At 62.0% G+C, this 17482-nt stretch carries 17 protein-coding genes; 11 read left to right on the top strand and 6 right to left on the bottom strand.

Annotated elements, in window-relative coordinates:
• Positions 1-100 precede the first annotated feature (100 nt).
• Positions 101-268, top strand: a complete 168-nt coding sequence (locus NO932_RS08105) for a hypothetical protein (protein WP_309210664.1) — start codon at positions 101-103, stop codon at positions 266-268.
• On the opposite strand, the gene NO932_RS08110 is transcribed toward NO932_RS08105, so the two are convergent.
• From NO932_RS08110 to NO932_RS08125, 4 genes are all read right to left on the bottom strand, one after another.
• Positions 265-1533, bottom strand: a complete 1269-nt coding sequence (locus NO932_RS08110; RefSeq protein ID WP_309210665.1) for an O-antigen ligase family protein — start codon at positions 1531-1533, stop codon at positions 265-267. The genes NO932_RS08105 and NO932_RS08110 overlap by 4 nt on opposite strands.
• Positions 1530-3044 (bottom strand): undecaprenyl-phosphate glucose phosphotransferase, encoded by a 1515-nt coding sequence (locus tag NO932_RS08115; RefSeq protein WP_309210666.1) that lies wholly within the window; start codon positions 3042-3044, stop codon positions 1530-1532. The genes NO932_RS08110 and NO932_RS08115 overlap by 4 nt, the downstream gene beginning before the upstream one ends.
• An 82-nt stretch (positions 3045-3126) precedes the next feature.
• Entirely contained in the window at positions 3127-4254 is a 1128-nt protein-coding gene (locus NO932_RS08120; protein ID WP_309210668.1) for a glycosyltransferase family 4 protein, read from the bottom strand.
• On the bottom strand, positions 4251-4805 hold the full coding sequence (locus NO932_RS08125) for a polysaccharide biosynthesis/export family protein (protein WP_309210670.1): 555 nt from the start codon (positions 4803-4805) through the stop codon (positions 4251-4253). The genes NO932_RS08120 and NO932_RS08125 overlap by 4 nt, the downstream gene beginning before the upstream one ends.
• Positions 4806-4945: 140 nt before the next feature.
• Between NO932_RS08125 and NO932_RS08130 the strand changes: the two genes are divergently transcribed.
• Positions 4946-6946 carry a GumC family protein gene (locus NO932_RS08130; RefSeq protein ID WP_309210671.1) on the top strand — a complete coding sequence of 667 codons (2001 nt, stop codon included), beginning with the start codon at positions 4946-4948 and terminating at the stop codon, positions 6944-6946.
• A 3-nt stretch (positions 6947-6949) separates the two neighbouring features.
• Positions 6950-7996, top strand: a complete 1047-nt coding sequence (locus NO932_RS08135; protein WP_309210672.1) for a polysaccharide deacetylase family protein — start codon at positions 6950-6952, stop codon at positions 7994-7996.
• On the opposite strand, the gene NO932_RS08140 is transcribed toward NO932_RS08135, so the two are convergent.
• Positions 7993-8196: a DUF2842 domain-containing protein gene (locus NO932_RS08140; RefSeq protein WP_309210673.1), complete on the bottom strand. Its 204-nt coding sequence runs from the start codon at positions 8194-8196 to the stop codon at positions 7993-7995. The two genes, NO932_RS08135 and NO932_RS08140, sit on opposite strands and share 4 nt — an antisense overlap.
• 93 nt (positions 8197-8289) lie before the next feature.
• Between NO932_RS08140 and NO932_RS08145 the strand changes: the two genes are divergently transcribed.
• The 6 genes from NO932_RS08145 (at position 8290) to NO932_RS08170 (ending at position 13303) form a co-directional block, all read left to right on the top strand.
• Positions 8290-9354 carry a COX15/CtaA family protein gene (locus NO932_RS08145; protein ID WP_309210674.1) on the top strand — a complete coding sequence of 355 codons (1065 nt, stop codon included), beginning with the start codon at positions 8290-8292 and terminating at the stop codon, positions 9352-9354.
• Between the two features lie 174 nt (positions 9355-9528).
• Positions 9529-9993 carry a 50S ribosomal protein L13 gene (gene rplM / locus NO932_RS08150; protein WP_309210675.1) on the top strand — a complete coding sequence of 155 codons (465 nt, stop codon included), beginning with the start codon at positions 9529-9531 and terminating at the stop codon, positions 9991-9993.
• A gap of 2 nt (positions 9994-9995) precedes the next feature.
• Positions 9996-10475, top strand: a complete 480-nt coding sequence (gene rpsI, locus NO932_RS08155) for a 30S ribosomal protein S9 (protein WP_309161511.1) — start codon at positions 9996-9998, stop codon at positions 10473-10475.
• Between the two features lie 114 nt (positions 10476-10589).
• On the top strand, positions 10590-11537 hold the full coding sequence (locus tag NO932_RS08160; RefSeq protein WP_309161510.1) for an ABC transporter ATP-binding protein: 948 nt from the start codon (positions 10590-10592) through the stop codon (positions 11535-11537).
• Complete coding sequence (locus NO932_RS08165; RefSeq protein WP_309161509.1) at positions 11534-12295, top strand: ABC transporter permease; 762 nt, start codon at positions 11534-11536, stop codon at positions 12293-12295. The genes NO932_RS08160 and NO932_RS08165 overlap by 4 nt, the downstream gene beginning before the upstream one ends.
• Before the next feature lie 78 nt (positions 12296-12373).
• Positions 12374-13303, top strand: a complete 930-nt coding sequence (locus NO932_RS08170; protein WP_309210676.1) for a DUF6454 family protein — start codon at positions 12374-12376, stop codon at positions 13301-13303.
• Between the two features lie 33 nt (positions 13304-13336).
• On the opposite strand, the gene NO932_RS08175 is transcribed toward NO932_RS08170, so the two are convergent.
• Entirely contained in the window at positions 13337-14623 is a 1287-nt protein-coding gene (locus NO932_RS08175) for a glycosyltransferase (RefSeq protein WP_309210677.1), read from the bottom strand.
• A 141-nt stretch (positions 14624-14764) separates the two neighbouring features.
• Between NO932_RS08175 and argC the strand changes: the two genes are divergently transcribed.
• Both argC and NO932_RS08185 read left to right on the top strand, forming a co-directional pair.
• Positions 14765-15817 (top strand): N-acetyl-gamma-glutamyl-phosphate reductase, encoded by a 1053-nt coding sequence (gene argC, locus NO932_RS08180; protein ID WP_309210678.1) that lies wholly within the window; start codon positions 14765-14767, stop codon positions 15815-15817.
• A gap of 181 nt (positions 15818-15998) precedes the next feature.
• On the top strand, positions 15999-17213 hold the full coding sequence (locus NO932_RS08185; RefSeq protein WP_309210679.1) for an LL-diaminopimelate aminotransferase: 1215 nt from the start codon (positions 15999-16001) through the stop codon (positions 17211-17213).
• Positions 17214-17482 lie beyond the last annotated feature (269 nt).

Below are 17482 nucleotides of genomic sequence, written 5' to 3' on the forward strand. Positions count from 1 at the left end.
GGCTCGATGCTGCATCGGGCCCGTTTCTATATCCGCCTCTCGCGGAACCCAGTGCCCCTGCCAGCCGTTTACCGGCTATTGCAGCGGGGGATTTTGTTCCATGCCTATCCTATTGATCATATTGCTCGCCATCCTCATCGCCACCGTCGGCTTTTGGGATGCGCTCGGCGCGGTTCTCGGCGCCGTGGCTTTGTTCGTGCTGTTCTGGATTCTGGTTGCGGTCACCGTCATCATCGCGGCGATCTGGGCGCTCCGGAAGGTCTTCTAGGGCAGGAGCCGCCGGGTGGAGGACGGCGCGCCGTAAGCGGCGCAAATGCCCCAGACCAAGCCGGTCACCAGAAACCAGTGCCGCCAATGATCGGTATCGATGATGCCAGAGAGCATGATCATCGGGACGAAAGTGGCAAAGACCGGAATGAGCAGCGTTCTGTGCGGGGAGGGGCGCAGCAGCGTTTTGCCGCCGACCAGCAGCGTCCAGCCCACGAGCACGTAATAGGCCAGCCCGCCACCCCAGCCATAGGTGAGCAGCACATTGGCGTAGGTGTTATGAGGCTGTTCGCTGATGCGCAGATAGCCATATTCGAGCGGGCCGATTCCCCAAGGATTGTTGAGGGCGAGATCGAGCGTGTACCAGATGCGCCCAAAGCGCCCCAATTCGCCCGTATCGTAGCTCTGGGTCAGTGTGAACCGATGCGTGAACAGCTCCGCCACGACCGGGATGGACAGCAGTATCGCCATGGCTGCCGCCAGAATCATGACGCCTCCGATGGCGACCAGAAGCAACCGGACCTTCTCGCGCGCGGTGGCTTCGAGAAAGAACACCATGGCAAAGACCAGCAGCGAGGAGGCGGCAAGATGCCCCCACGCCCCGCGCGAGAAACTCACGAAAACGCCGACGAAAATGACGAGGTAAGCCAGCCCGGCCCATAGGGCCGTCCGCCCGGTGCCCAAAAGCGTGCGCTGCAATACGATCGCCGCCGGGAGGATGAGGAAGGGGCCGTAAACGTTGGGATCGTTGAAGAAGGCCTTGGCGCGTCCGAAGCGCAGGAACACATCCTCGCCGGGCAGGACGCCGACATAGGCCAGCACTCCGACCACCGATGTGATCAGCGCTATGGCGATATAGGCCTTGGCGATCAGCCGCATATGCGCGAAGGGCGATTGCGCGACGAAATTGGCGGCGAAATAGCTGGTGATCAGAAGAAAGATGGTGACGAGGTTGAAAATAAGTCCATCGAGCACCGGCTGGTAGCGCATGAAAAACGTCGAGATCAGCGCGAAGGGCGTAAAGGCCAGGACGATGAACAGCAGGGGCAGGGTATCGCGGTGGAGCTTGAGCCCGCCCATCAGCGCAACGGCGAAGGCGATGATGAACATCACCTCATAGGGTGAGGGCTCGAAGATCACGAACCCGCCCGAGAAGATCCACAAGGCGACGATCAGGCCCAACGCCTTGCGCGCCGTCTCGCCTGCCCATGCCTGGCCCAGTGGCCGGCGGTCCAGCCCTATCTGGCCGGGCAGCGCCGCCGTCAAAACGCGTTCTCGCTCTTGGTGAACAGCGAGACAGGGGTCATGACGAGGATATAGAGGTCGAGCAAGATCGACCAGTTTTCGATGTAGTAGAGATCATGGTCCACACGGGCCATGAGCTTTTCGACAGTGTCGGTTTCGCCGCGCCAGCCATTAATCTGCGCCCAGCCGGTGATGCCCGGACGCACCTTGTGGCGGGCGAAATAGCCATCGACGGCATCGTGGTATAGCCGATTGGCGGCCTTGGCCTCGAGCGCATGCGGCCGGGGGCCGACAATCGAGAGCTGGCCTTTGAGCACGTTGAAGAGCTGCGGCAACTCGTCGATCGATGTCTTGCGGATGAACCGCCCCACGGGGGTGACGCGCGGGTCGTCGCGGGTCACGAGCTTGGACGCCTTGGCGTCGCCCATATCGGTATACATCGAGCGGAACTTATAGACCTCGATCAGCTCGTTGTTGAACCCGTGGCGCTTCTGGCGGAACAGGACCGGGCCCTTGCTCGTGGCCTTTACGGCGATGGCGGTCGCCAGCATCACGGGGGAGAGCAGGACGATGGCGGTCGTGGCGACGAGCTTGTCGAAAATCCATTTAAAGACCAGGTTCCAGTCGGAAATCGGCCGGTCGGCGATGTCGAAGACGGGCAGGTCACCGATATAGGAATAGGTTTTGTCGGTGAAACGCAGCTTGCTCATATGGGCGCTGAGCCGGATATCCACCGGCAGCACCCAGAGCTGCTTGAGCATTTCGAGAACGCGCGTTTCCGCCGAAAGCGGCATGGAAACGATGACCAGTTCGATCTGGGCGCGACGGGCGAATTCGACCAGGTCGGCGACGCGGCCCAGCTTCGTGAGGCCAGCCACATTGCGCGGGGAGCGTTCGTCGTCGCGGTCGTCGAAAAGGCCGATCAGCTCGATGTCGCTGGCCGCGGCCTGCCGGATCGCCGCGACGAGCGTCTCAACGACCGGCCCGCCGCCAACGATCACCGTGCGTCGCCGCAGGCGCCCCTTTGCGGACCAATCGAGAACCACCGATCTCAGTATCAGCCGGAAGGCGACGAGCAACAGCGCGCCGGATGCGAGCCAGCTTCCGAGCCACACGCGCGAGACCAGTTCGCCTGCCTTGAAGATGAAGAGACCGGCCACCACGAGCAGGAACACGCTGGCCCAACCGGCCAGAACGTGCAGCACTTGCTTGATGCCGGTCCGGTAGGCGGCGATACGGTGGGTACGGGCGATGTTGAAGGCGACGTTTGCCGCAATGACGATGCCGAGCGAGAGGGGCACATAGATCGCCGCATCGACGCCCCCGAGATAGGCGAAATAGATGCCCAGCCCCAGCACAAGCAACAGCCCGGTTTCGATCAATTGGGCAAAGCCGGTGACCACCTTGTGCGAGAGACCGGGCACGATAGGTGCGCGCGCCAGCGCCTCGGCGTCGGGGCCGAGCACGCCGGCAGCGGCTTCCGCAGTGGAGATGTGGCCGAGCACCGCTTGCTTGGGGTCGACACGGAACATGGGCATGCCTCCCGCTGATCCTTGGGAAATTTGACGGTGCACTATGGGCGGGAGAAGTGAAGACTCGGTGAAAAGCCTAGGGTCAGCTTGAGAGATCGCGATAAAGCGCCTCGATACCGTCGACCATGCGAGACAGCGAGAAACGGGACCGGACGAAGGCACGGCGTTCCTGCGCTTCTGATGCGGCGCCTGAGGGATTCGCAAGAAAGGCCGTCATGGCTTGCCGCAAGGCATCGGCGCTGTCCGCGGCAATCAGCCGGCCGGAGGTGGGGCCGAAAATCTCGGCGATGCCGCCAACATTGGTGGCGATGATCGGCCGGCCGGCGGCTGCCGCTTCCATCACGATATAGGGGAGGGACTCCGCCCGCGACGGAACGAGGACGCATCGGCCGCGCGTGAACATTGTCCGTGCAGGCTGCACCCCGGCGAGCGTCACCCGCTGCTCCAGGCCGAGCGAGCCGATCTTGGCGCGCAGCATCTCGGCGTCGGGTCCATCCCCGGCCATGATGATGGTTGCCGGAGTGCCGTCGAGGCGCTTGAGGGGTGCCAGCGCATCTACGATGAGATCGATCCCCTTGAGCAGCCGCAACTCGCCCACGAACACGAAATCGGCGGCATCGCGCGCAGGTTCGATGGTTTCGAACTCGACGTCGGCCAGCCCGTTATGGATGACGTCCTGCCGGCAGCGGGGGTGGGCGACATGGCTGGCGAATGTGCGTTGGGCATAGGCGCTTTCGAAGATCAGCGCGTCGGTTGTCCCGAGCAGCACGCGCTCGATGGCCATGAAGGTGCCGCCCGATAGCGTACGCGGGTCGAAATGCAGCGCGCCGCCATGCGGAGTATAGACGGTGGCAGGGCGCCGTCCGCCAATTCGCGCGAGGCGGGCGCCGAATCCACCCTTTGCCCCGTGGCCATGAAGGATATCGACATCGAGCGAGCGGGCGAGCGATCTGATTTTCAGTGGCGTCGTGAAATCGTGCGCGCCCAAAAGACGCGGAATGGGAAAGCGATGGATGCCCAGCGCGGCAACGGGCTCGAGTGCGGCGAGCTTGGCATCGGTCTGTCCATCACCTGCTTCGCTGTCGGCAATCAGGCCCACCATGTGCCCGCGTTCCGCCAGCGCGCGCGTAAGGTCGGCGACGTGCCGGAACAGCCCGCCTACCGGCGAGCGCATGACCTGGAGGATGCGCAGGCGCTTCACGTCCGTCACAGCCAGCGTTCGGAGATTACGATGGTGTCCCCGGGCTGAATGGGGAAATCGAGTTCGACATTGCCCTTGACCATCTCATCGTTCTGCCGGCGATAGATCGTCGACGTATCGCGGCTGGCGGTATCGGAAAAGCCACCGGCGGCGCTGATCGCGGCCCGTACGGTCATGCCATAGACGTACGGATATTGCCCGGAAGTTCCGACGGCGCCTTGGATGAAAAAGGGACGGTATTCGGCGACTTCCACGGCGACATTGGGGTTGCGCATGAACCCGGCCGCGAGCGCGGAGGCGACGCGTTGGGACAGGGCGGTCGTCGTTATGCCGCGCGCCGGTACGGCACCGACCAGCGGCATGGCGATGGCCCCGGAATCATCGACGCGATAGGTGTTGGTGAGGCTGGGATCGCCATAAACGCTGACCCGCAGCACATCGCCGCTGTCCAAGAGATAGGGTCCGGTCTGCTCCACGAGATAGGTGGATGGCGCGCCACTATGCGCGCAGGCTGCCAGCAACAGCGGCAACAGAATCAGTGAAATGCGCAGCCGACGCATGCAAGTGCCCCCGAGCCATCCTGACGTTAGCTCTCCCACGTCATGGTTAATAACCTCTTATCGCCACCTCTCCGGACGAAATCCTTAACCGAATGCTTACCATGTGGGGGCGATAAGCCGACAAAGCTGGGGGACGACCTATGAGCGATTCTGCACCCACGGTGGCGCGGCCGGAAGCGAGCATCGACGCGAGTGTGATCCTGCGTGCTCTGTTGGGCAAGCTGGTGCGGATAGGATTCATTACCATCCTGCTGCTGGCGGTGGCCTATGCCGTCCTGCTTTTCGTGCCGCGGCTATACGAATCGCGCGCCGAGCTGCTGGTCGAGCCGCGCAGTACCGTTTTCACCAGCGCTGCCAGCAACCAGAATGCTGAATCCTATTTCATCGATGCCGCCGCCGTTTCGAGCCAGATCGAGCTGATCAAGTCGCGCGATACGATCCTTGCCACGATCGAGGCGATCGATCTGAGGCAGGAGCCGGCCTTTGAAGGGTGGAGCGATGAAGACATCGTCGGTGAGATCAGCGACAGCCTTATCGTTACCCAGGAGCGTTCGTCGCGGTTGATCTCCGTCGCCTACCGCGCCACCGATCCCGAGCTTGCGGCGCGGATCGCCAACGGGCTGGCGCGCACTCATGTGCAGCGCCGCGCCGGCCAGCAGATCGCCGATACCATCGAGGCGACGGGCTGGCTTGAAGACGAGATCAACCGTCTGCGCCAGAACGTGGCCGAGGCCGAGCGCGCCATCGCCGATTTCCGCGTCGAGAACGACCTGTTCACTGGTTCCAACAATGAGAGCCTGACCAACCAGCAGCTCTCGAACTTCGCCACCCAGATCGCCGCTGCCGCCGAGCGGCGCAGCGCCGCTCAGTCTCGCGCCCAGCTCATCCGCAGCCTGCTCGAATCCGGGCAGCCGGTGGTTGGGGTTTCGGACGTCCAGGCCTCCGCCGTCGTCCAGCAATTGAGCCAGGAACTGGCCCGGCTGCAAGGGGAGAGGGCACAGCAATCGGCAACCCTGCTGCCCAATCACCCCACGATCCGCGCGCTCGATGCGCAGATTGCCGCGATCAACGAACAGATTTCCAATGAAGGGCAGAGGGTGGCGCAGGCTCTTGAAGCGCAGGCGCAGATCGAGGCCGCTCTCGAGCAATCCCTGCAAGCCGAACTCGACAGGCTCAAGGTGACCGCCGGATCCGACACCGTCGAGGGTGTGACCTTGGCCGAACTCGAACGCGAGGCCGCCGCCGAACGCGATCTGCTCAATGCCTATCTCCTGCGCTTCACCGAGGCGACGGCACGGTCCGATATCGGTTCGTCGCTGCCCGACGTCCGGTTCGTCAGCGAGGCGGCGCCTTCGAGCTCGCCGGCATCGCCGCAGACCACGCTCATCCTCATGGCGGTGGGTATCGCCTCGATCCTCCTGCAGGTGGGCGGCGTCATCTTCTCCGAATTGCTGTCAGGACGGGCGCTTGTCGAACACGGGCCCTCATCCGAGCCGCCGCTGGCGCCGGTGGAGAAGGGCTCCGACAACGGACTGATTGCCGCCAATTCCGACACCTCGTCCGAGCCTCTGGCCATATCCGGCATTCACGCGCCGCTCGGTGCGCTGGAAACCGAGATCCAAGCTCAAGCTGCCCGGGCGCTGGCCGGCCTTGACCGGCTGATCGTTATTGCCTCCGACAAGGGGTGGGACGAGAGCATGAATTTTGCCGAGCGCCTCACCGCCGCGATCGTCGGTAACGGGCAGAGCGTTGCGGAGATTGATGCTGCCAGCAGTCAGCAGGGGATCGAGCTGGGCCTCACCGATCTGTGCTCGGGAGACGCCGATTTCGGTGAAGTGGTTCATCGGGGCATCGAGGAGCGCTTCGGTTTCGTGCCCTGGGGACAGGGTGAACGCCTCAGCCCAAATCCGGACCGCATCCTCACGCTCATTGACGCTCTCGGCGATATCTATGAGGTCGTGATCGTGGTGACGGGCAGGGTGGGCACGGGATCGAACCTCCCGCTTTTTGCGGACGCGGGCGCCAAGTGCCTGCTGCTCGCTCGCGATGAAACTGGCGAGACGCGCCGCGAGGTCGCCATGCTGGGGTTTAGCGAATTGCGCGTGATCCCGACGCACGAACGCCAGTCCGAAGTCGCCTGAGCGATGCCGCGCTACGGTCTTTACAGGGCAGCGTTCGAAGCTTTCGCGCTGCCCGGCCTCATGCCCGCGCTGCGGCGCTTTTCGAAGGCGCGTGGCGTCCTCTTCACGCTGCATCGCGTCCTTCCCGAACCCCCCGCCGCCTTTGCGCCCAATGGCATCCTCCAGGTTACCCCGCATTTTCTGGAAGCGGTGATCGTGCGTGCGCGCAAGGCAGGCTTCGAGATCGTCGATCTCGATGAGGCCGTCAGGCGGCTGGGATCGCCGGAAGCCAAACCCTTCGTCGTCCTCACATTCGATGATGGCTACCGCGACAACCTCATCCATGCCCTGCCGGTGCTGAAAAAGCATCAGGCGCCGTTTGCGCTCTATATCCCGACGGCGCTGATCGACGGCGTCGGCGTCGTCTGGTGGCAAGCACTCGAAGACGTGATCGCGGCCAATGAGGTCGTGGTCGTCGACCTGCCCGAGGGTCCCCACTATGGCGATGCGGCAACGCTCGAGCAAAAGCGCGCGACCTTTGCCTATGTCTATGAACGTTACCGCAAGATGCCCGAACCTGACCGTGAAGCCTCGGTGCAGGCGCTGGCGGAGCGCTATGGTTTAGACCTGGCGCGTCATTGCCGGGAACTCATCATGGATTGGGCCGAGCTCAAGACCTTTGCCGACGATCCGCTCTGCACCATCGGCGCGCATACCGTGCACCATTTCGAACTGTCGAAATTGCCCGAACAGCAGATGCGGGCGGAGATCGAGCAATCGGCCAAAGTCCTGGCCGCCCAATTCGGCAAGCAGCCTAGGCACCTTTCATATCCGATCGGCGGAGTGGCAGCGGCGGGACCGCGAGAATTCGCTGCGGCCCGCGAACTGGGCTTTGCAACCGCCGTCACCACCCGCCCCGGTGGGCTATACGGTGATCACGCGGAACATCTCACCGCGCTGCCGCGCATCTCCCTCAACGGTCTGTTTCAGGAAAAGCGGTTCATCGACGTTCTGCTGACCGCCGAGGTCTTCACGCTCATGCGGCGTGGGCGGCGCCTCGATGTCAGCTAATCCGGCCTGAGCATCCAGCGGATGACGACCATGGCCGGAAACACCCAGCCGAGGCCGAACAGGACGAAAAAGACGAGGTGCACCAGATTGTGTGCACCCACCAGCCAGGTTTCATAGATCCACATTCCCAGAGCCGCCCACACGATGAGGGTGAGCAGGGTAAGCACGATGCCGACGGCCTTGCGTTGGCGCTGGGTCATGATGGCCTCCGAACTGCGGCGAATGTGGTCATTGCCATTTGTGCGCCACCCCATTAGCAGTTCGGTCAAGTTTGACAACTCCGGTACAGTTTCGTGTCTGCCATCGCCTCATCCGGCTCAATGCCGCTCGACCACGCCCGCCTCAAGCCCGTTCGCATCTGGCTCTATTGCCTTGCGGCTTTCGTCCTGGTGATGGTCCTGGTCGGTGGGGCGACGCGTTTGACCGAGTCGGGGCTTTCGATCACGAGCTGGAAGCCGATCTCGGGCATCATCCCGCCGTTGTCCGATGCGGACTGGCAGGCCGAGTTCGAGGCCTATCAGCAGATCCCGCAATACGAAGAAAACTTCGCCGGCTGGATGGGCGTGGATGAATTCAAGCTCATCTTCTGGTGGGAATGGATTCACCGCTTCCTGGGCCGCATGCTCGGCTTTGCCTTCGCCATTCCCTTCGTGATCTTCGTTGCCCAGCGCCGTATTCCGAAATCCATGATCTGGCCGCTGGTCGGGCTGTTCGTGCTGGGCGGCTTCCAGGGCTTTCTGGGCTGGTGGATGGTCTCGTCGGGCCTTTCGGAACTAACGTCCGTATCTCAGTATCGTCTCGCCACCCATTTGTGCGCCGCGTGCCTCTTGATGCTCGCGCTGATCTGGGTGGCACGTTCGCTCGAGCCTCCCGCGGTCGGGAACAAGCCCAATCGTGGCTGGGTAGCGGCGACATGGGTGCTCCTGGGACTGCTGTTCATTCAGGTCGGGGCAGGGGGGCTTGTCGCGGGCCTGGATGCGGGCCGGGTCTACAATACCTGGCCGCTGATGAATGGCGCTTTGATTCCCGAGGGGCTGTTTGCCATCGATCCGGCCTGGCGAAGCGCCTTCGAGCATGTTCTGACGGTTCAGTTCAATCACCGCATGCTCGCCTATTTCATCACCTTCTATGTTGCCGTGATGTGGTTCTTCGGCCGTGCCAATCCGGGATATGAAGGCGTTCACATCTGGATGCCTGCGATCGGGATGACGGTTCTGCTGCAGGTTTTCCTCGGCGTCGTGACCATCCTTTCGGTGGTCAATCTGCCCGTGGCACTGGGGCATCAGGTTGTCGCCTTCCTGCTCATCGGAATCGTGGTGGCCTATCTTGCTGATATGCATAGACTTTCTGTGCGGTAAAATAATACCGCGAAAGCAAGCCGTTGTTTATAAACGAAAAATAGATTGCGCTTGACGGCTGTTGCCGCCACCTGTATGACGCGCTTCGAAATGGCCGTCTGCAAGGGCGGTTGAGAACCGGCCGCCGGATTCGGCGGCCTTTCTCGCAAGAGATATCCAATAAGGAACCCGACAATGAAAACCTACTCGGCCAAGGCTGGCGAGATCGAGAAGAAGTGGGTTTTGATCGACGCGGAAGGTCTCGTCGTTGGCCGTCTGGCCGCGATCATCGCGACCCGTCTGCGCGGCAAGCACCTGCCGACCTTCACCCCCAACCAGGACATGGGCGACAACGTCATCGTCATCAATGCCGACAAGGTGAAGTTCACCGGCAAGAAGCTCGATGACAAGCGCTTCTACTGGCACACCGGCTATCCCGGCGGCATCAAGGACCGCACCATGCGCGAACTGCTCGAGGGACGCTTTCCCGAGCGCGTCGTCGAGAATGCCGTGCGCCGCATGATGCCCGGTGGTCCGCTGACCCGTGCCCAGCTCAAGAACCTGCGCGTTTACGCCGGCACCGAGCATCCCCATACCGCCCAGCAGCCCGAAGCCCTCGATGTTGCCGCGCTCAACACCAAGAATGTGAGGGTGAAGTAATCATGTCCGAGACCATCAATTCCCTCGAAGACCTGGGCACCGCAACCGGCACTGCCGTCAATGACGCGCCGGTCTACACCCAGCAGGTCGACGCCCAGGGCCGCGCCTATGCCACCGGCAAGCGCAAGGACGCCGTTGCCCGCGTGTGGGTCAAGCCCGGTTCGGGCAAGATCACCGTCAATGGCAAGGAGTTCACGGACTATTTCGCGCGCCCGGTTCTCCAGATGATCCTGCAGCAGCCGATCGTGGCCGCTGAGCGCGTGGACCAGTTCGATATTGTTGCGACCGTTGCCGGCGGCGGCCTTTCCGGCCAGGCCGGTGCCATCCGTCACGGTATCTCGCTGGCGTTGACCCGCTACGAGCCGGCCCTGCGCGCGGTGCTCAAGCCCGGTGGGTTCCTCACTCGAGACAGCCGTGTGGTCGAGCGTAAGAAGTACGGCCGGGCCAAGGCTCGCCGCTCCTTCCAGTTCTCCAAGCGCTAAGGCGTTTCGGACCGTTTTTCGAGAAAGCCCGCTTCGGCGGGCTTTTTTGTTTCCAAGGGGTAGTCTTTGCGAAATCGCTCCCTACATTGACGGCTCTAGCCGGAGGGCGATTCCATGAACATGCAATCTGTGACTGCCAAGCCGGCCGTCGCGATTTCGGGTCTCAACAAGACCTATGACACGGGCTTTACCGCCCTCAAGGACGTCAATCTCGACATCAAATCAGGCGAAATCTTCGCGCTGCTCGGTCCGAACGGCGCTGGAAAGACCACGCTGATCGGCACGATCTGCGGTCTTGTGCGGCCGACATCGGGCCAGATCCTGGTCGGCGGCCATGACGTGGTCACCGAGTTCCGCAAGACCCGCGCCATGATCGGTCTCGTGCCCCAGGAGTTGACGGGCGACCGTTTCGAGACGGTCTGGGCGACGGTGAGCTTCACGCGCGGCCTGTTCGGCAAGCCGCGCAACGACGCGGTGATCGAAAAAATCCTCCGCGATCTTTCGCTCTGGGAAAAGCGCAACGACAAGCTCATTACCCTTTCCGGCGGCATGAAGCGCCGGGTGTTGATCGCCAAGGCGCTCAGTCACGAGCCCAAGGTGCTGTTCCTCGACGAGCCCACCGCCGGCGTCGACGTGGAACTGCGCCGCGACATGTGGAACGTGGTTCGCGATCTGCGCGAAAAAGGCGTGACCATAATCCTGACCACCCATTACATCGAAGAAGCCGAGGAGATGGCCGACCGCATCGGCGTGATCTCCAAGGGAGAGATCATCCTGGTGGAGGAAAAGTCCGAGCTCATGGCCAAGCTCGGCAAGAAGGATCTTTCGATCCAGCTCCAGGAGCCGCTTGAAACCCTTCCTGCCGCATTGGCCGGAACCGGGCTAACCCTGGCTGAAAACGGCGAAGAGCTGATCTACAGCTATGACAGCCAAGCCGACCGCACCGGCATCGCCAGCCTGATTGCCGCCGTCAATGAGCAGGGGATCAGGATCAAGGACCTTTCGACCCGTCAGTCCTCGCTCGAGGATATCTTTATCGGCCTTCTGAGGGACCGGACATGAACTACTACGCGATCAAGGCCATCTACCATTTCGAAATGGCCCGGTGGTGGCGGACCGTTACCCAGTCGATCATTTCGCCGGTGCTCTCGACATCGCTCTATTTCGTGGTGTTCGGCGCCGCGATCGGCTCACGCATCGAGTCGGTGGAAGGCGTCTCTTATGCCGCCTTCATCGTGCCGGGGCTGATCATGCTTTCGCTGTTGCAGCAATCGCTTTCGAACGCCTCGTTCGGCATCTACTTTCCCAAATTCGCGGGCACCGTCTATGAAATCCTCTCGGCGCCCATCTCGCATGTGGAAACCGTCATCGCCTTTGTGGGTGCCGCGGCGACCAAATCAATCATCCTGGCACTGATCATCCTCGCGACCGCGACCTTATTCGTTGATGTTTCCATCCAGCATCCGGTGTGGATGGTCGTCTTCATGGTGCTGACCGCGGTTACCTTCTCGCTGATTGGCTTCATCATCGGCATCTGGGCCGACGGATTTGAAAAGCTTCAGCTTATTCCGCTGCTGATCGTCACCCCCCTGGCGTTCCTCGGGGGCACTTTCTATTCCATCACCATGCTGCCCGAGGCCTGGCAGACCATCGCTCTGTTCAATCCGGTGGTCTATCTGGTGAGCGGTTTCCGCTGGAGTTTTTATGGCGTAGCCGACGTCAATGTCGGCATCAGCCTGGCCATGACGTTGGTTTTCATGGCGATCGCGCTGGGCATCATCGCCTGGATTTTCCGCACCGGATATCGCCTGCGCGCCTGAGTAGTCGGCGTGTCATATCGAGGGGCTAAGAAGGGGGCGTCACCTAGGTGGCGCCCCCTTTTCCATAGGAGATCTGTTTTGCGGCCGCTCTCGATTGCTCTCACCGCTGCGCTGGCCCTTGCCGCCAGCCCCGCGATTTCCAACGACCTTTCGGACGCGATTAAAGGCCTGACGCGTTCGACCACCTGGACGCTGGTGGATGAAGTGCCTTTGAACTTCAACACCCACCATCCCCAGGGCATGTACCGGATCGGTGACGATTTCATCGTCTCGACCGTCGAAATCATCACCCGCACCCAGCGCTACGATACGCCTCAGGACGGTTATGACCGCGATGCCGGCGAGGGCAGGGGATGGCTCTACCGGTTCAGCGCAGAAGGCGAATTGCTCGACGAGGTTGAACTGGGCGAAGGGGACATCTACCACCCTGGCGGCATCGATTTCGATGGCGAAGCCATCTGGGTGCCGGTGGCCGAATACCGCCCCGACAGCGCTTCGATCGTCTACCGCGTCGACCCCGAAACCTTTGAAGCCGAAGAAGTTTTCCGCTTCCGTGACCATTTGGGTGGCATCGTCCACAACCTTGAATCCGGCAGCCTGCATGCGGTGAGCTGGGGTTCGCGCCGCTTTTATGATTTCGATCTGGCTTCGATCGATGAGGTCGAGATGACCGATGCCGTGCCGCTGGACGAGGCGACGATGAACAGCGCGTTCTATGTGGATTATCAGGACTGCCACTATCTGGCCGGCCAGGAAATGATCTGTTCGGGTGTCAGCTCATTCACGCCCCCCAACGATGCGCCGAGCTTTGGCCTGGGTGGGCTGGAGATCGTCAATCTGGAAGATGACCGCCCGGTGCATCAGGTGCCGGTCGCATTGTGGAGCCCGGCGGGCCGCCCAATGAGCCAGAACCCGTTTTTCCTCGAAACCACCGAGAACGGGATTCGCGCCTATTTCATCCCCGACGACGAAGATTCGGTGATGTTCGTTTATGAGGCAGAACTTTAGAGCTCTCGCCTAGCGCATTGGCGGGCCTGAGCTTCAGGCCCGTTTTCGTTCGCTGCGCGGCTGATAATTGGCCATCACGCGTTCGATGACCTTGATCGCCTTGCCGGCGCCGTCCTCGGCGCGAAGCTGCTCGCCGATCCGTTCGGCGTTGCGGGCGTAGTTTTCGTTGGTGTCGAGCTGGGTGAGTGCATCGGCGAGGGCTTCTGCGGTGAGCTTGCGGCGGCGCACCGGCTTGGGACCGCAACCCAGTTCGTGCACGCGGCCGCCCCAATAGGGCTGGTCGACCATCTGCGGCACGATGAAGGTCGGACGGCCCAGATGCAGGCCGGCAGCCGTGGTGCCGGCGCCCCCGTGATGGACCACGGCCTTGACGTGCTTGAAGAGCTGGTCGTGGGGGGCGCGGTCGATCACGTACACCCGATCCGAGGGGAGATCGTCGGGCTTGATGCCGCCCCAGCCTCGGCCCACCACAACGCGGCCATTCCACATGGTGAGCGCTTCGCGCAGGATATCGGTGTTGCGGTCGGCGCCGAACGGCATGGACCCGAAGCCCACATAGATGGGCGGCGGACCGTTTTCGAGGAAGGTCTTGAACTCCTCGCTCGGCTGCCAGCCGCTGTTGTCGGGCAGCATCCAGTAGCCGGTGACGATGGAGGTCTTCGGCCAGTCGCGCGGACGCGGGGAAACGATCTCGGAATAGGCGTTGAGGGTCCAGAGCGGGGTGCCGTCGGTATCCTTGAAGAACCCGCCATTCCGGCGCGGCCCCAGGTTCATGAGCTCGCGCCTGAGCTTGTTGCGCGGCAGATTGTAGTAGATCTGCTGCACGGTCATCGTCGAATAGGTAAGACGGTTTATGGTCTTGCCGAAGGAGGGGCCGTAATAGATGCAGAGCGGGAATTCACTCGTCGAATTGAGCGGCTGCAGCGCGGCAACGATGGCCGGGATATCGAGCGCTTCGGCGATGTCGATCGAAAAGCTCGTATTCATGTTGAGGATGATGCAGTCGGCGCCCTGGGCCATGTCCCAGGCCGAACGCGCGGCGCGATCGACGATCTTCTGGCCCTGGCGCAGCAGGGAGGGCGCGTTGACCAGCAGGTTCTGGTTCATGGCGCGCTCGAACTGGCTCTGCTTGACGAATTCCTGCATCGAGGGGCCGAGGCTCCAGAACTCGAGGCCATAGCTCGAGATCATCGGCTCGAAATCGTCGGTCGCCCCCAGAACCACCGAATAGCCTTGAGCCTTCATCGCTCTTGCCAGGGCCACGTAAGGCTGAATGTCACCTTGCGTGCCCAAAGTGGCCATCGCAATGCGCTTTGTCATCTTCACCTCGATACCTTGCCGCGGCCCGCGCGCGCCATGGTGCGCCGGAAGGCAACGGGGTCATTTACTTTGCCGCTACAGGGCATTATGAGGACCCCTCGCGTGTTTCATTTACACAATCGCACAACGAGGGCAAGTCAGATGCAGCCGCCCAAGACAGCCGCACTTCTTGGTGCTTCCGGATACACCGGAGCCGATCTGCTGCGACTTGGCGTGCGCCATCCCGGCCTCAAATTCGTGGCGCTGACCGCAAATACCCATGCCGGCAAACCCATGTCCTCGGTTTATCCTCACCTGGCGGGGGCGGGGCTTCCCGACCTTGTCGCCAATGAGGATGTGGATTTTTCCGGCGTCGACGTCGTCTTCTGCGGGCTCCCCCACGGGGCGAGCCAGAAGCTTGTGGCCGACATTGCCGAGCGCAACCCGTCCTTGCGTGTCATCGATATGGGAGCGGACTTCCGCTTTCGCAATGCCGCCGATTACGGACCGGTCTACGGCGCCGACCATGTCGCGCCGCAATTGCAGGAACAGGCGGCCTATGGGCTGACCGAGCACAATCGCGACGCGATCCGCGATGCCCGGATCATCGCCTGCCCCGGCTGCTATCCCACGGCGACGCTGTTGGCGCTCCTGCCGCTGGTCAAGGCCGGCGCGATCTCGACCGACGATCTGATCATCGACGCCAAGTCCGGCGTTTCCGGGGCAGGGCGGGCGCCCAAGCAGAACACGCTTATGGCCGAGGCCGGCGAGAGCGTGACGCCTTACGGCGTCGGCGTTCACCGCCACGCGCCGGAAATCGAGCAGGAGATCGGGCTCGTCGCCGGCAAGAAGGTGGCCGTCAACTTCACCCCGCATCTGATTCCCATGAGCCGTGGCGAGCTGGTCACCGCCCATGTGAAGCTCGACAAGTGCAAGAACGCCGATGAAGTGCGGCAGGTGCTGCGCGACGCTTATGCCGACGAGCAGTTCATCCGCATCGGCGAAAAGGGCGAGACGCCTTCGACCGGGCATGTGCGCGGCTCGAACTATTGCGTCATCAACGTCTTCGACGACCGTATCCCCGGGCGCGTGATCGTGATCGCGGCCATCGACAATCTCGTCAAGGGCAGCGCGGGGCAGGCGATCCAGAACTTCAACGTGGCCTTCGGCTTTCCCGAGGCAACCGCTATCGAGGCTCTGCCGCTGTTCCCTTGAGCAGCGACAGGGCCGGTAAAGACCACGGCGAGCGGCCGGTCTTTTCATTTCGAAGCGGACGCCCCGTTCACACTTTAGACACCATGATATCGGGATAATCATTTCCCCGTGCGCCGCGCCCTAGATGCGCCCGAGCGCCGGGTTAACTGGGATCGTTGAGCGATTCCTTGACGAGGCTAACATGACTGAAGAATTCCACCGCATACGCCGCTTGCCACCTTATGTGTTCGAGCACATCAATCCCATCAAGGCCAAGGCACGCGCCGAGGGCGTGGACATCATCGATCTGGGAATGGGCAATCCGGACCTGCCGACCCCCCAGCACATCGTTGATAAGCTTAAGGAAACCGTCAAGGATCCGCGCACGCACCGCTATTCCACGTCGCGCGGAATCCCCGGTCTGCGCAAGGCTCAGGCCTCCTATTACGGCCGGCGATTCGGGGTGAAGCTCGATCCCAACACCCAGGTTGTGGCCACTTTGGGCTCCAAGGAGGGGTTCGCCAACATGGCGCAGGCGATCACGGCGCCGGGCGACGTGGTGCTGGTGCCCAATCCGACCTATCCGATCCATTCGTTTGGCTTTATCATGTCGGGCGGCGTTGTTCGCTCGATGCCGGCCGACCCCAATGAAGATTTCCTGCGCTCGCTGGACCGCGCGGTGCGCCATTCGATCCCCAAGCCGATTGCGCTGATCCTCAATTATCCCGCCAATCCAACCGCTTACGTCGCCTCGCTCGATTTCTACCGCGAGGTCGTCGACTACTGCCGCAGGAATGAAATCTTCATCCTCTCGGACCTTGCCTATTCCGAAATCTATTTCGACGACGAACCGCCCCATTCGGTGCTGGAAATTCCGGGTGCGATGGATGTGGCGGTCGAGTTCACCTCGATGTCCAAAACCTTCTCCATGCCCGGCTGGCGCATGGGATTTGCCGTGGGAAATGAACGGCTTATCGCCGCTCTGGCGCGGGTCAAATCCTATCTCGACTATGGCGCGTTCACGCCCATCCAGGTGGCCGCGGCTGCCGCGCTCAACGGCGATGATTCCTGCATCGAAGAGGTTCGCGCGATCTACAAGCACCGCCGCGACGTTATGGTGGAAAGCTTCGGCCGGGCGGGGTGGCACATTCCGGTTCCTGCCGCCACGATGTTCGCCTGGGCGCCGATCCCGGACCAGTTCGCGGACCTGGGAAGCCTTGAATTTGCTAAGCTTTTGATCAAGGAGACCGGCGTTGCCGTGGCGCCTGGTGTGGGCTTTGGCGAATATGGCGACCAGTATGTGCGCCTTGCATTCGTTGAAAACGAGCAGCGCATCCGCCAGGCGGCGCGGGCCATCAAGAAGTTTCTTGGCGGCACGGCGACCGGCGGCAATGTGGTGAAGCTGGCGCAATCATAGGATTTGCGCCGGTTCGGCCCGCATATTTGTCGATATATGGGTTGAGATCGGCGATTGTGCCGGTGATCGACAAGGCTATCCGGCCTTTGCCGCCACCGTGCTCTTGACGCGTAGGCGATTTCCTATTCATGTGCGCGCGCAACTATAGGCGTGCGTACAATGAGTGACATCGAGAGCTTCAAATCATCGGTTGAAACCTTCATCTCGGAACGGAGCTGGACCCCGACCCGGTTCGGACGCGAGATCGCCGGCGATCCTCTTTTCGTCTT

It is taken from the genome of Pelagibacterium sp. 26DY04, assembly GCF_031202305.1.
In the GTDB taxonomy this organism is placed as follows: Bacteria; Pseudomonadota; Alphaproteobacteria; order Rhizobiales; family Devosiaceae; genus Pelagibacterium.

What these genes read in the sequence shown, in the direction of transcription:
- NO932_RS08140 (WP_309210673.1), bottom strand. Translation starts at nt 8,196, where the DNA reads ATGACCCAGCGCCAACGCAAGGCCGTCGGCATCGTGCTTACCCTGCTC.
- NO932_RS08165 (WP_309161509.1), top strand. Translation starts at nt 11,534, where the DNA reads ATGAACTACTACGCGATCAAGGCCATCTACCATTTCGAAATGGCCCGG.
- NO932_RS08160 (WP_309161510.1), top strand. Translation starts at nt 10,590, where the DNA reads ATGAACATGCAATCTGTGACTGCCAAGCCGGCCGTCGCGATTTCGGGT.
- NO932_RS08175 (WP_309210677.1), bottom strand. Translation starts at nt 14,623, where the DNA reads ATGACAAAGCGCATTGCGATGGCCACTTTGGGCACGCAAGGTGACATT.
- NO932_RS08125 (WP_309210670.1), bottom strand. Translation starts at nt 4,805, where the DNA reads ATGCGTCGGCTGCGCATTTCACTGATTCTGTTGCCGCTGTTGCTGGCA.
- NO932_RS08130 (WP_309210671.1), top strand. Translation starts at nt 4,946, where the DNA reads ATGAGCGATTCTGCACCCACGGTGGCGCGGCCGGAAGCGAGCATCGAC.
- rpsI (WP_309161511.1), top strand. Translation starts at nt 9,996, where the DNA reads ATGTCCGAGACCATCAATTCCCTCGAAGACCTGGGCACCGCAACCGGC.
- NO932_RS08135 (WP_309210672.1), top strand. Translation starts at nt 6,950, where the DNA reads ATGCCGCGCTACGGTCTTTACAGGGCAGCGTTCGAAGCTTTCGCGCTG.
- rplM (WP_309210675.1), top strand. Translation starts at nt 9,529, where the DNA reads ATGAAAACCTACTCGGCCAAGGCTGGCGAGATCGAGAAGAAGTGGGTT.
- argC (WP_309210678.1), top strand. Translation starts at nt 14,765, where the DNA reads ATGCAGCCGCCCAAGACAGCCGCACTTCTTGGTGCTTCCGGATACACC.
- NO932_RS08105 (WP_309210664.1), top strand. Translation starts at nt 101, where the DNA reads ATGCCTATCCTATTGATCATATTGCTCGCCATCCTCATCGCCACCGTC.
- NO932_RS08115 (WP_309210666.1), bottom strand. Translation starts at nt 3,044, where the DNA reads ATGTTCCGTGTCGACCCCAAGCAAGCGGTGCTCGGCCACATCTCCACT.
- NO932_RS08185 (WP_309210679.1), top strand. Translation starts at nt 15,999, where the DNA reads ATGACTGAAGAATTCCACCGCATACGCCGCTTGCCACCTTATGTGTTC.